This window comes from Phreatobacter oligotrophus, assembly GCF_003046185.1.
GTDB classification, from domain to species: Bacteria; Pseudomonadota; Alphaproteobacteria; order Rhizobiales; family Phreatobacteraceae; genus Phreatobacter; species Phreatobacter oligotrophus.
In genome coordinates, this window is the sequence record NZ_PZZL01000008.1 from 188,285 (window position 1) to 201,235 (window position 12,951).

Below are 12,951 nucleotides of genomic sequence, written 5' to 3' on the forward strand. Positions count from 1 at the left end.
CAGCCGGTAGCTCCGGTGGGCATGGCAGCCATCCCGCGCCGGTGGTTCGCCGCTTGCTTCGCGAGGCGCAGCCTGTGGCATCGCCGCGGGCGCGATGGATGAGTGCGTGAGCATGGACGGCAGCAGGGTCTGGGACATCGGCACCGATATCGGTGGCACCTTCACCGACATCATCGCCGTTCACGCCGGAGGTGCGGACACCCGCATCGCCAAGGTGCCCTCGCGCCCCGATGCGCCGGTCACGGCCATGATGGAGGCGCTGGCGGCAGTCGGGCTCGGCCCCGAGGACGTGCGCCGCTTCGTCCATGGCACGACGCGGGTGACCAACGCGCTGGTCGAGGAGCGACTGCCGAAAGTGGCGCTGGTCGCCACAGCCGGCTTCGAGGACGTACTGGAGATCGCGCGCTACCGGCGGCAGGACCTCTATCGCCTCGATGTGAGGCCCAAGGCGCCGCCGCTGGTGCCGCCGGAGCTCTGCTTCGGCATCGCCGAGCGGATGGATGCGGCGGGCGCGGTGCTGGAACCGCTCGCCGAGGCCGAGATCGACCGGCTGATCGCCTGGCTGAAGGCCCATGCGGTCGAGAGCGTCGCGGTCTGTCTGCTCCACTCCTACGCCAATCCGGCGCATGAGAAGCGGCTTGCCGAGCGGCTCGCCGGCGTCGTGCCGCATCTCTGCCTCTCGCACGAGATCAACCCGGAGGCGCGCGAGTACGAGCGCGCCTCGACCACCGCCTTCAACGCCGCGGCCATGCCCATCGCCGTGACCTATCTCACCGAACTCGAGGAGCGGTTGCCGATCGGCGCGGGGCTGCAGGTCTTCCACTCGGCCGGCGCCATGGTGCCGGTGCCGGCGGTGAAGCGCCGGCCGCTGGTCATGGCCATGTCCGGCCCGGCGGCGGGCGTCGCGGCCTCCGTGCGTATCGCGCGGGACCTCGGCCTGCCGCGCGTCCTCACCTTCGACATGGGCGGCACCACCACCGATGTCTGCCTCATCGTCGACGGCGCGGCCGAGATGGCGGATACGCGGATGATGGGTGGGCGGCCGCTGCGCCAGCCCATGCTGGCGGTGCATTCCATCGGCGCCGGTGGCGGCTCGCTGGTGGATCTTGGTCCCGGCGGGCTCGCGGTTGGGCCGAAGAGCGCCGGCGCGGTGCCGGGCCCCGCCTGCTACGGCCGCGGCGGCACCCGCGCCACGATCACCGACGCCAATGCCGTGCTCGGCTATCTCGACCCCGAGGCCGTGCTCGGCGACACGATCCGCATCGATGTCGAGAAGGCGCGCGCGGCGCTGGCACCGGTCGCCACCGCGCTCGGGCTCTCGATCGAGGCGACGGCGCTCGGCATCGTCAAGGTCGCCAATGCCACCATGGCGCGGGCGCTGAACCGCGTGACGGTGGAGCGCGGCATCGACGGGCGCGACTGCACGCTGCTGGCCTTCGGCGGCGGCGGGCCGATGCACGCAACGGGCCTTGCCGATCTCTACGGCCTGAAAGAGATCGTCGTGCCGGCGGCCTCCAGCGCCTTCTCGGCGCTCGGCTGCCTCACCGCCGACCTGTCCTTCCTGCAGCAGCGCACCCTGCGCCTGGCGCTGGCGGATCTGACGGCCGAGAGCTTCGGCGCGCGCGTCGCGGAGATGGTGGCGGAGGCCGAGGCGCCGCTGGTCGCGGGCGGCGTCGCCCCTCATGACATCGCCGTCGAGCATGTGGCGCTGATGCGCTACGCCGCCCAGAGCGAGGCCATCCCCCTTGCTTTCGCCATGCCGCTCGACCCGTCCCGCCTCGAAGCCGATTTCCACGCCCGGCATCGCGAGCTCTTCGGCTATGCCACCGCCGAGCCGGTGGTCATCGAGGCGCTGCGCATCAAGGCCACACGACCCTCGGCGGTGGCCGTCCTGCGCCCCGACATTGGCCGGCCCGTCCACGCCGAGCGCAGCCGTGCCTGCATTTTCGGGCCGGGGGGCGCCGTCGAGACGCGGATCCTGCCGCGCGAGACGCTGGCCGCACCGGTCGACGGACCCGCCATCATCGAGGATGCCTGGTCGACGGTGGTGGTGCCGCCGGGCTGGCGGGCGCGGCCCGATGCCGGCGGCAATCTTCTCCTCACCCGGAGCGCGTCATGACCCCGCTCGATCCCTTCGTCGTCGAGGTCATCCGCCACGGGCTCTCCGCCGCGGCGGAGGAGATGAGCCTGGTCATGACCCGCTCGGCGCGCTCGCCGCTGCTGCGCGAGGCGGGCGACCTCTCCTCCGCCATCACCGATGCAGAGGGCGGGCTGGTCGGGCAGGGCAAGGACATCCCGATCCATCTCGGCGCCATGGCCTACACCGTGCGCGAACTCCTGAAGGTGCGGCCGGCGGCGGGCCTCAGGGAGGGTGATGCCATCATCTACAATCTCGGCGCGCTCGGGGGTAACCACCTCAACGACGTGAAGATCGCCCGGCCGGTCTTTGTCCAGGGGCGGCTCGTCGCCTTCGCGCTGAGCCTTGCCCATTGGCCCGATGTCGGCGGCACCTGGCCGGGAAGCTATCTCGCCGACGCCTTCGACACGTTCCAGGAGGCGATCCGCATCCCGCCGCTCACGATCGCGACGGCTCAAGGCATCGAGCGCGGCGTGCTCGACCTCATCCTCGCCAATGTCCGCGACCCCGTGTCCTGCGAGGGCGACCTGATGGCCCAGCTCGCGGCGACGCAGGCCGCCGAGCGGCGCATCCGCGACCTCTGTGCGGCGCACGGCACCGACGTCTTCATCGCCGCCATGGCGCGTCTCCACGACCTGTCGGAAGCCGAGATGCGGGCGGCCATCGCCGAGCTGCCGGACGGCACCTATGAGGGCGAGGATTTCCTCGACGATGGCGGGCCGGACGGGGCACCCGCCCGCATCCATGTGCGCATCACCATTTCGGGCGACGAGGCGACCTTCGACCTCTCGGGCTCGGCCGACCGCGTCGCCAATTTCTGCAACACCACGCCCTTCATCGCCCGCTCGGCGGTCGCCTATGCGGCGCGCATCATGAGCGGGCGCGACATGCAGCAGAATGCCGGGGCGCTCAGGCCGCTGACGATCATCACCCGTCCCGGCTCGATCCTCGAGCCGGGCTGGAAGGCGGCGGTGGCGGCGGGCAACCACGAGACCTCGATGCGTGTCGTCGATGCGGTCATCCGCGCCATGGAGGGTGTCATCCCCGACCGGCTGACGGCGGGGGGACCGGCGACCTCCGGCCTTCTCGCCTTTGCCGAGCCGCTGGCCGATGGCGGCTGGCGGATGCTCTACGAGGTTCATGGCGGCGGGGAGGGGGCGCGGCATGACCGCGACGGCTGCCCGGCGACGCGTGTCCACCTCGCCAACACCTCGAATACGCCGGCCGAAATGATCGAGGCGAACTATGCCATCCGCGTCGAGCGGCAGGCGATCCGCCGCGGCTCCGGCGGGGCGGGTCGCCACCGTGGCGGAGAGGGCGTCATCCGCGCCTATCGCGTGCTGGCGCCAACCCTGTGGCTCACCACCTGCGTCGAGCGCACGGTCATGCCACCCTATGGGCTCCAGGGTGGCGAGCCCGGCGCGCCCTATCGCATCACGCTGACGCGCGAGGGCGCGAGTGAGGTCCTGCCCGGCAAGGCGAACCTGCTGCTCCGCGCCGGCGATCTCGTGACGCTGGAGGGCTGCGGCGGTGGCGGCTTCGGCGTGCCCGCAACGGGCTTGTGAGCCATGCGCGGCTCAGGCACCGTCGGGCCCGCATCTTGCCTGCCGATGGCCGTTCCCTCGTGCCTCGACCCGAGACCCTGATGACCAACGCCACAGCCGCCCTTGCCACCCGCATCCGCGACGATCTCGATCGGATCGCCCATCCGCGCGCCAGCTGGCTGACGCCGCGGCGGGCACCGGACGGCACCGAGGCGCTCGACGTGCTCGTCGTCGGGGCAGGGCAATCGGGCGTCGTCACCGCCTTCGGCCTGAAGCGCGCCAAGGTCGACAACGTGCTGGTCATCGACAAGGCGCCGCGCGGCGAGGAGGGGCCCTGGGTCACCTATGCGCGGATGAAGACGCTGCGCAGCCCCAAGGATTTCACCGGGCCTGACCTCGACATCCCGAGCCTCACCTACCAGTCCTGGCACGAGGCACGCTATGGCGCCGACCACTGGCGGGCGCTCGACCTCATCACCCGCGAGGACTGGAACGCCTATCTGCTGTTCGTGCGCGACGTGACGGGGGTGAAGGTCGAGAACGGCACCGAACTCCTGTCGCTGGAGGATGCCGGCGGGCTCGTCGCCGCGCGGGTTCGGGGCCCCGGCGGCGAGCGGGTCATCCATGCCCGCAAGGTGGTGCTGGCGACGGGCCAGGATTCGACCGGGCGCTGGTGGATGCCGGACTTCATCGAGGCCCTGCCCAAGCCGCTGCGGGCTCACACGGCCGATGCCATCGATTTCACGGCCCTGAAGGGCAAGGTGGTGGCCGTGCTCGGCGCGGGCGCCTCGGCCCTCGACAATGCCGCCACCGCGCTCGAGGCGGGGGCCGCGTCCGTGCACCTGTTCTGCCGGCGGCTGGAGCCGCAGGTCATCCAGCCCTATCGCTGGATCACCTTCCGCGGCTTCATGAAACATCTCGCCGATCTCGACGACGCGTGGCGCTGGCGCTTCATGGCCCGCGTCCTCGGCCTGCGTGAGGGCTTCCCGCAGGCGACCTATGACCGCTGCGCCGCCCATCGCAATTTCGTCCTGCATACCGGCGCGCCGTGGACGAATGCGCGGGCGGAGGGCGGCCGCGCCGTGGTGACGACGCCGCAGGGCGAGTTCGCCGCCGATTTCCTCATCTGCGGCACCGGCATCGCCATGGACTTTTCGGCGAAGCCGGAGCTTGCCGCCTTCCACGACAACATCCTCACCTGGGCGGACCGCTACACGCCGCCGGAGGAGGAGCGCAGCGACCGGCTCGGCGCCTTCCCTTACCTCTCGCCGGACTACCAGTTCATGGAGAAGGTGCCGGGCAAGACCCCGTGGATCGCCAACGTGCACCTGTTCTCCATTGCCTCGACCATGAGCTTCGGGCCGTCAGGCTCCTCCATCAACGCCATGACGACCGCCGTGCCGCGGCTCGTCGACGGCATCACCAAGGGCCTGTTCGAAGCTGACGTGGATGCCCACTGGCAGGCCTTCCTCGCCTATGACGTGGCGCAGGCCACGGTGCGCGAGACGGTCGAGGGGCTGGGGCAGGCGGCGGAGTAGGGGGAAGCCCTTTCGCCGCATGGCTCAGCGCTCTTCGTCATGCCCGGCCTTGTGCCGGGCATCCACGACTTGAACACCGCGCCAGCAGAATTCGTGGATGCCCGGGCCAAGCCCGGGCATGACGGTTGAGGTTCTAGCGCCGCTTCCCCGGGACGCGAGATGGGCGCCTGCCGCCCCTCACACCGCCGCGGCCAGGGCCTTCTGGCGCGCCAGCGCCGCCTCCGGATCGAAATGCGGGATGGCGGCGATGAGCTCGCGCGCATAGTCCGAGGCCGGCGCCGTGAAGAGCGGCCCGCTCGGGCCTTCCTCGACGATCCGGCCCTTCTGCAGGACGATGGTGCGCTCGCACATCATGCGCACGACGTTGAGGTCGTGGCTGACGAAGAGATAGGCGAGGCCCGTCTCGCGCCGGAGCCGGTCGAGCAGGTGCAGGATCACCGCCTGCACCGAGACATCGAGCGCCGCCGTCGGCTCGTCCAGCACCAGCAGCCGTGGCTTGGCGGCGATCGCCCGGGCGATTCCGACGCGCGCCTTCTGCCCGCCCGAGAGCTGGTGCGGGAAGCGGTCGAGGAACTCCTCCGGCAAGCCGACGCGGCGCGCGCAGTCCTCGACCTGCCGGCGCAGCTCGCGGGCGTCTTGCACGCCGCCGAGCAGGCGCAGCGGATCGGCGATGGCGTCAAAGGCGGAGAAGCGCGGATTGAGGCTGTCCCCGTGGTCCTGGAAGACGATCTGGATGTCGCGGCGGAAGCGCGAGCGGTAGAAATCGCGCGAGGGAATGGCGCCGATATCCTCGCCGTCGAAGGTGATCGTGCCCTCGGTGGCGTCGATCAGCCGGCAGACGATGCGCGACAGCGTGCTCTTGCCGGAGCCGGATTCGCCGACGAGGCCGAGGCTCTCGCCCGGCGCGAGGCTGAAGGACACGTCGTCGACGCCGCGGAAGCCGTTGTCGAAGACCTTCACGCAGTTGCGCACGGCGAGCAGCGGCTCGGAGCCTGGTCGCGGCGCGATCCGGACCGGTGCGGTGGGGAGCGCCTCGCGGTCGACGACAAGGCTCTCGACGGTGGAGAGGCGGGTCGGCGAGGCCGCCACCAGCCGGCGCGTATAGGGATGGGTCGGGGCGCCGAAGAGCGTGGCAGGCGCCGCCTGCTCGACGACGACGCCCCTCTCCATCACGGCGACGCGCTGGCAGTACTGGGCGGCAAGGCCGAGATCGTGAGTGATGAGGATCATCGCCATGCCGCGCCGCGCGGTGATCTCGGCGAGCAGGTCCATCACCGTCTTCTGCGTCGTCACGTCGAGGCCGGTGGTCGGCTCGTCGGCGATGAGCAGGGTGGGCTCGCAGGCGATCGCCATGGCGATCATCACGCGCTGGCACATGCCGCCGGAGAGCTCGTGCGGATAGGCGTCGAGCCGGGCCTCGGGATCGCGGATCATCACCGCCTCGAGCAGCTTGAGCGCGCGGGCCCGCGCCTCCTTGGCCGAGATCTGTTCGTGGGCGCGCAGCACGTCGGCGATCTGCAGGCCGACCGTCCGGATCGGGTTCAGCGCCGCCCGCGGGTTCTGGAAGATCATCGACATGGCGGCGCCGCGCAGCGGCTGGAGCATCCCCCGCGAGGCGTTGGTGATGTCCTGCCCGCGGAAGGTGATCCGCCCGCCGGTGATCTTCCCCGCACGGTCGAGGAGCTGCATGACCGAGAAGGCGGTGACGGACTTGCCGGACCCGGATTCGCCGACGATGCCCAGACTTTCGCCGGCGGAGAGCGACAGCGACACGCCCTTGATGGCCTCCACCGGTCCATTTCGGGTGGAGAAGGTGACCTTGAGGTCCTCGATGGTGAGAAGCGGGCCGGTCATGTGCGCATCCGCGGATCGAGGATGTCGCGCAACCCGTCTCCCAGCAGGTTGAAGCAGAGGACGGCGGTCATCAGCGCCGCGCCGGGGAAGACGACAAGCCACCATTTGCCTGTCGTGATGAAGCGCGCGCCCTCGGCGACCATGATGCCCCATTCCGGGGTCGGTGGCTTCACGCCAAGGCCGAGGAAGGAAAGGCCGGCGGCGTTGAGGATGGCCCAGCCGAGGTTGAGCGAGATCTGCACGGCCATGGCCGGCAGTACGTTGGGCAGCAGGAACAGCATGACCACGCGCACGTGGCTGTTGCCGGAGGCGCGCGCCGCTTCCACCCAGCCGGAATTGCGCCGGACATTCACCTCGGCACGGGCGAAGCGGATGTAGAAGGGCAGGTTGATGATGGCGGTGGCGTAGATGATGTTCTCGACGCGGTTGCCGAGAGCCGCAACCATGGCCATGGCGAGCACGAAGAGCGGGAAGGCCATCAGCACGTCGACGAAGCGGCCGACCCAGCGGTCGAGCCGTCCGCCGGTATAGCCGCAGAAGGCGCCGATCATCGCGCCGAGGGCGAAGGACAGCGAGACGGCGGAGGCGGCGATCGCAAGGTCGAGGCGGGTGGCGGCGATGACGCGCGAGAACACATCGCGGCCGAGCTGGTCGGTGCCGAACCAGTGGGCGGCGGAGGGCGGCATCAGGGCGTTCGGCACGTTGGACGCAGTCGGGTCGTAGGGCACGATCCACGGACCGACAATCGCCAGCGTGACCAGGACCAGGGCCCCGAAGCTGGCGACCATGGTCACGGGATTGCCGCGCAGGACCCAGCCGGTATGGCGCAAGACGGCGATCATTCGATGGATATCCGGGGATCAGCGAGACCGTAGAGCACGTCGACGGTCAGGTTCACCATCACGAAGATGGTCGCCATCAGGAGGACGAAGCCCTGGACGGGCGCGTAGTCGGAGGCGAGCAGGGCGTCGAGCGCGTAGGAGGCGACGCCCGGCCAGGAGAAGACCTTTTCCACCAGCACGTTTGCGCCAAGCATGGTGGAGAAGACGATGCCCATGATGGTGAGCACCGGCAGGAGCGCGTTGCGCAGGGCATAGACCAGCACGACGCGGCGGCGCGACAGGCCGAGGGCCTCGCCGGTGCGCACGAAGTCGCTGGTGAGCACCGCGAGCATGGAGGCGCGCGTCATGCGGGCGAGCGGGGCCAGCACGAATAGCGCCATCGTGCAGGCTGGCAGGATGAGCTGGCGCGCTGCCGAGCTCCAGGCGTCCCAATCGCCGGCGACGGCCGCGTCGATGAGGAGGAAGCCGGTGATGGTCGGCGGCTGACCGGCAAAAATGTCGATGCGGCCGGTCGGATCCGGGGCGATGCCGAGAATGTAATAGAAGGCGAAGATGAACAGCAGGCCGGACACGAAGGTCGGCACGCAGACGCCGAGCGTGCAGATCATCCGGACGATGTTGTCGATCAGCGAGTTCGGGCGCAGCGCCGCCAGAATGCCGAGCGGCAGTGCCAGAACCAGCGCCAGCATGAGCGCCACGAAGGTCAGTTCCAGCGACGCCGGCAGACGCGACACGAGGTCAGTGACCACCGGCTGGCCGGTGGTCATGGATCGGCCGAGATTGCCGGTGCCGATATCGCGTAGATAGAGCAGCAATTGCTGGGGCACGGGCTTGTCGAGCCCCATCTGCTGGCGGATCTGCTCTATTTCCGCCTGGCCCGCATTGGGGCCGGAGGCGAAGAAGATCGCGGGATCGCCGGGCAGCACGCGCATCAGGAGGAAGGTGAAGATCACCACTCCGAACAGCGCCGGGAGGGACGAGACGACCCGTTTCCCGGCGCGCCGCGCGATGGAGACTGCAAGACCCATGGCTGATCAGGCTCGCTTCATGTCGCGATAGTCGACCTGGCGGTGATAGCCGTAGACGTAGCCCTCGACATTCTTCGGCATCACGGCATCCTGGTTCGGCTGCCACAGCAGCAGGACCGGAACCTCTTCGGCGAGGATGGAGATCATCTTCTTGCAGAGCTTCTCATACTCCGCGGCATTGATCTCAAAACGCGCCTTTTCGGCGAGCGCCACGATCTCCGCATTGTCCCACGAGGAATAGTTCCAGCGCTGGTTGCCGGTGAAGAAGTTGCGGAAGAAGTAGTCGGTCGAGGGCAGCCAGGCGATCGAGGTCTCGGTGAAGAAGGGCAGCTTCTTCTCGGTGACCATCGTCGAGATTTGCGCGTCGGGCAGCTTCTGGATGTCGACGCGGACGTTGATGGCCGCCAGCGATTCCTTGATCAGGGCCGCCATGGGCTCGGCGATCGCGGCCGCGCCGACATTGAACGCGAAGGGCGTGTCGAGGCCGTTCGGGAAGCCGGCCTCGGCGAGCAGCTTCCGGGCGAGGGCGACGTCCTGCTTCAGGGGCATCGGCTGCGGGAAGATGCCGCTCGGCGGGGTGTCGGTCCAGTTGGCGCCGAACAGAGGCGCGCCCCGCTCGAAGAGGGCGGCCTTGAAGATGTTGCCGTAGGGCAGGGCCGCCGCAATGGCCTGGCGAAGCTTCTTGTTGTTGAAGGGGGCGGCCTGCGTGTTGAACGCGATCATCGAGAAGGCGTTGAACTGGGGCGTCGAGATCACCTTGACGTTGCCGCGGCTGGCCAGCGTCGCGACGTCCGAGGCCGCGAGGTCGATGGAGAGGTCGGCATCGCCCTTCTCGATCAGGCTGGCGCGGGTGGCGGCCTCCGGAATGGTCTGGCAGATGACACGGCGGAAGCCGGCCGGCTTGCCGTCGATGGAGCGGTTCCAGGCGTCGTTGCGGCGCAGGATCACCTGCTCACCGGGACGGAAGGACTCCAGGATATAGGCGCCCGAGCCGGCCGTGTTGGTCTTGGTCCATTCCTGGCCCCAGGGATCGGCGGCGGTGGCATGGCTCTTCACCACCTTCGAATTGAAGATGATGCAGTAGAGCGTGCAGAGGTTCGGCAGCGCCAGGCGGTCGGGTTTGTCGACCTTCGCCTCGACCGTGTACTGGTCGATGATCCTGAACTGCTCGGGCTTGGTCCACGATCCGGTCTGGATCTGGGCGGCGGCGAGCGACCTGGCCGAGACGGCGCGGTCGAGCGACCACTTCACGTCCTCGGCGGTGACGGGCGTGCCGTCGTGGAACTTGGCGTCGCGGCGCAGGTGGAAGGTGAATGTCATGCCGTCGGCGGAGGTGACCACCTTCTCGGCGAGCTCGCCACGGATGGTGTCGGGATCGAAGACCCAGCCGGCCGGGGTCTGTTTCTTGCCGAAGGACACCAGGCGGTCATAGATGTTGACGCTGATGCCGAAGGCCTCGCGGGTCGAACCGGGCATGGTCGGGTCAAGGGTGTTGACCGCGTTGCCGGTGACCTGGCGCAGCGTTTCGGCGCGGGTTTGGGCGAAGGCCTCGCGGCCAAGATGCGGCACCGTAGCAAGGGCGGCGCCGCCCGCCAGGAGGTTACGACGGTCCAGTTTCATGACGTAGTCTCCGTTGACCAGCAGGCCGAAGCCCTTGTGGGTTGGTTGCAATCTCCGTACCAGCACGACCGTATCGCAAGGCGAAACGGTCGGCCGTCGGCATGTCCGTTCTTCCGCCAGCGGGCCCGGCGAAACGCTTGTCCTTCCTGCGCGCCCTTGAGGCGCGCCAGCAGTCCCTGCCCAAAGGCTGGGCAGTGTCAGCCGGCAAGCCAGCCACCATCCACGGCGAGGGTGGTCCCCGTGGTGAAGGCGGCGGCGTCGCTGGCGAGATAGAGCACGGCCTCCGCGATCTCCTCGGGGCGTCCGAGGCGGCGCAGCGGGTGGCGGCCGACCGAGCGCGCCTCGGCGGCGGCCGGGTCGGCATTGCGGGCGAAGGAGCGGCGCAGCATCGGGGTGTCGATGGCGCCGGGCGCGACCGCGTTGACGCGGATGCGGTCGGGGGCAAAGTCCAGCGCCATGGTGCGAGTGAGGCTGAGGATGGCGCCCTTGGCGGCGATATAGGCGGAATTGCCGGCGCCGCCGGCGAGCGCCAGCTGCGAGGCGGTGGTGACGATCGCGCCACCCCCTTGCGCCTTCATCGTGGGCACGACCGCGCGGGCCCAGAGCCAGGTGCCGCCGACATTGGCGCGGAAGACGCGGTCCCAGTCCTCGGGGCTGGTGGTCAGCACCGTGCCGCCGACCGAAAAGCCGGCACCGGCATAGAGAATGTCGATGCGGCCGAAACGGGCGATGACCGCCGCGGCATCCGCGTCGGCCGTGCCGGGCTCGCCGACATCGGAGACGCGCACCATGGCCTCGCCGCCCGCTTCCGTGACGAGGCGGGCCGTTTCCTCGGCGCCGGGGCCATCACGGTCGACGAGGGCGAGGCGGGCGCCCTCGCGCGCGAAGGCGAGTGCCACCGCCCGCCCGATTCCCGAGCCGCCTCCGGTGATGACCGCAACATTGTCGGCGAGGCGCATCACGCGGCGTCCTTCGGCAGGCTCTGGAGCGCCGCATCCACGGCGTCCTTCAGGAGGTCGACCATCTGGTCGATCTCCGGACGGGTGATGATGTAGGGCGGGGCGAGGATCACGTGGTCTCCCGCATAGCCGTCGGCCGTGCCGGGCGAGGGATAGCAGAGCAGGCCGCGGGCAAAGGCCTCATCCTTGATGCGCTTGTGAAGGCCGTGGGACGGCGCGAAGGGCACCTTGCCGTCGCGGTCCTTCACCAGTTCGACGGCGACGAAGAAGCCGCGGCCGCGGATGTCGCCGACATGCGGGTTCTGGCCGAAGGCCTGGCCGAGCGCCTGCATGAGATAGGTGCCATCGGTCCGGCATTTTGCGACGAGGCCGTCACGGATGATGACCTTCTGCAACGCGAGGCCGGCGGCGCAGGCGGCGGTATGGCCGGAATAGGTATGGACCGACGCAATGGTCCCGAACGTGTCGGCGATGGTGCGGTAGACCTCTTCCGTCATCAGCGCTGCGCCGAGCGGGGCATAGCCGCCGGCAAGACCCTTGGCGGTCACCATGATGTCCGGCGCAACGCCGTCATGGGCGAGGGTGCGCCAGGTGCCGCAGCGCCCGACGCCGCACATGACCTCGTCGGCGACCATCAGGATGCCGTAGCGGGTGCAGATCTCGCGCATGCGCTGCGCGTAGCCCTCCGGCGCGGGGACCGCGCCGCCGGCCGCGCCCACCACCGGCTCGAAGAAGAAAGCGGCGATGCGCTCGGCGCCGACGCGGTGGATCTCCCGCTCGAATTCAGCGGCGAGATAGTCCACGAGCCCTTCCTTGCTCACCCCCTCGGGCGGGCGGTAGTCATTGGCGGGCGACAGATGCGTCACCGGCATCAGCGCGCCGACATAGGGCCGGCGGCGGGCCGGATGGCCGGAGAGCGACAGCGCTCCCATCGTGTAGCCATGCCAGGACTGGCGGCGGGCGAAGAAATGGGTTCGCCCGGCATGGCCGCGGGCGAGGTGATACTGGAGCGCGATCTTGATCGCGGTCTCGGTCGCCTCGGAGCCACCGGAGACGAAGGAGACGCGGGAGAGCCCGCCGCCTGCCTGGTCGACGATGGTGTCGGCGAGCGCATCGATGGGGTCGGAGGTGAAGTCGGCGGTGTAGCCGAAGGAGAGGCGATCGTACTGCGCCTTGATCGCCTCGATCACCTCGCGATGGCCGTGGCCGAGGCAGAAGAGCGCCGGGCCGGAGGAGCCGTCGAGGAAGCGGCGGTCATGTTCGTCATGGACGAAGATGCCGTCGCCGCCGACCGCCCGCGGCAGTCTCTGGCCTGCACGATGCTGGTTGAGCCAGCGGTGGCCGACATCGTCCATGGTGACGCTCCCCACGGGATGGAGGCTAGGAGAGAGCTTCGCGCCGGGTCAAACCCCGCCCGGCGCATGGCTGA

The 12,951-nt window shown here is 69.5% G+C and carries 9 protein-coding genes; 3 read left to right on the plus strand and 6 right to left on the minus strand.

Annotated features, from left to right (window positions below):
• Nucleotides 1-112: 112 nt before the first annotated feature.
• The 3 genes from C8P69_RS17790 to C8P69_RS17800 all read left to right on the plus strand — a co-directional run bounded on the left by C8P69_RS17790 (nt 113) and on the right by C8P69_RS17800 (nt 5,219).
• Entirely contained in the window at nt 113-2,119 is a 2,007-nt protein-coding gene (locus C8P69_RS17790) for a hydantoinase/oxoprolinase family protein (protein ID WP_245902113.1), read from the plus strand.
• Nucleotides 2,116-3,702: a hydantoinase B/oxoprolinase family protein gene (locus tag C8P69_RS17795; protein ID WP_108178775.1), complete on the plus strand. Its 1,587-nt coding sequence runs from the start codon at nt 2,116-2,118 to the stop codon at nt 3,700-3,702. Before C8P69_RS17790 ends, C8P69_RS17795 begins: the two co-directional genes overlap by 4 nt.
• 80 nt (nt 3,703-3,782) lie before the next feature.
• Nucleotides 3,783-5,219 carry an NAD(P)-binding domain-containing protein gene (locus C8P69_RS17800; RefSeq protein WP_108178776.1) on the plus strand — a complete coding sequence of 479 codons (1,437 nt, stop codon included), beginning with the start codon at nt 3,783-3,785 and terminating at the stop codon, nt 5,217-5,219.
• A gap of 177 nt (nt 5,220-5,396) precedes the next feature.
• On the opposite strand, the gene nikE is transcribed toward C8P69_RS17800, so the two are convergent.
• From nikE to C8P69_RS17830, 6 genes are all read right to left on the minus strand, one after another.
• Nucleotides 5,397-7,073, minus strand: a complete 1,677-nt coding sequence (gene nikE, locus C8P69_RS17805) for a nickel ABC transporter ATP-binding protein NikE (RefSeq protein ID WP_108178777.1) — start codon at nt 7,071-7,073, stop codon at nt 5,397-5,399.
• Complete coding sequence (locus tag C8P69_RS17810) at nt 7,070-7,915, minus strand: ABC transporter permease (protein WP_108178778.1); 846 nt, start codon at nt 7,913-7,915, stop codon at nt 7,070-7,072. Before C8P69_RS17810 ends, nikE begins: the two co-directional genes overlap by 4 nt.
• On the minus strand, nt 7,912-8,943 hold the full coding sequence (locus C8P69_RS17815; RefSeq protein ID WP_108178779.1) for an ABC transporter permease: 1,032 nt from the start codon (nt 8,941-8,943) through the stop codon (nt 7,912-7,914). Before C8P69_RS17815 ends, C8P69_RS17810 begins: the two co-directional genes overlap by 4 nt.
• Before the next feature lie 6 nt (nt 8,944-8,949).
• Entirely contained in the window at nt 8,950-10,563 is a 1,614-nt protein-coding gene (locus C8P69_RS17820) for an ABC transporter substrate-binding protein (protein ID WP_108178780.1), read from the minus strand.
• A gap of 197 nt (nt 10,564-10,760) precedes the next feature.
• Complete coding sequence (locus tag C8P69_RS17825) at nt 10,761-11,522, minus strand: SDR family oxidoreductase (protein WP_108178781.1); 762 nt, start codon at nt 11,520-11,522, stop codon at nt 10,761-10,763.
• Nucleotides 11,522-12,877, minus strand: a complete 1,356-nt coding sequence (locus C8P69_RS17830) for an aspartate aminotransferase family protein (RefSeq protein WP_108178782.1) — start codon at nt 12,875-12,877, stop codon at nt 11,522-11,524. Before C8P69_RS17830 ends, C8P69_RS17825 begins: the two co-directional genes overlap by 1 nt.
• Nucleotides 12,878-12,951 lie beyond the last annotated feature (74 nt).

Excerpts from the sequence above, each read along its gene's own strand:
- C8P69_RS17790 (WP_245902113.1), top strand. The coding sequence starts at position 113 with ATGGACGGCAGCAGGGTCTGGGACATCGGCACCGATATCGGTGGCACC.
- C8P69_RS17795 (WP_108178775.1), top strand. The coding sequence starts at position 2,116 with ATGACCCCGCTCGATCCCTTCGTCGTCGAGGTCATCCGCCACGGGCTC.
- C8P69_RS17800 (WP_108178776.1), top strand. The coding sequence starts at position 3,783 with ATGACCAACGCCACAGCCGCCCTTGCCACCCGCATCCGCGACGATCTC.
- nikE (WP_108178777.1), bottom strand. The coding sequence starts at position 7,073 with ATGACCGGCCCGCTTCTCACCATCGAGGACCTCAAGGTCACCTTCTCC.
- C8P69_RS17810 (WP_108178778.1), bottom strand. The coding sequence starts at position 7,915 with ATGATCGCCGTCTTGCGCCATACCGGCTGGGTCCTGCGCGGCAATCCC.
- C8P69_RS17815 (WP_108178779.1), bottom strand. The coding sequence starts at position 8,943 with ATGGGTCTTGCAGTCTCCATCGCGCGGCGCGCCGGGAAACGGGTCGTC.
- C8P69_RS17820 (WP_108178780.1), bottom strand. The coding sequence starts at position 10,563 with ATGAAACTGGACCGTCGTAACCTCCTGGCGGGCGGCGCCGCCCTTGCT.
- C8P69_RS17825 (WP_108178781.1), bottom strand. The coding sequence starts at position 11,522 with ATGCGCCTCGCCGACAATGTTGCGGTCATCACCGGAGGCGGCTCGGGA.
- C8P69_RS17830 (WP_108178782.1), bottom strand. The coding sequence starts at position 12,877 with ATGGACGATGTCGGCCACCGCTGGCTCAACCAGCATCGTGCAGGCCAG.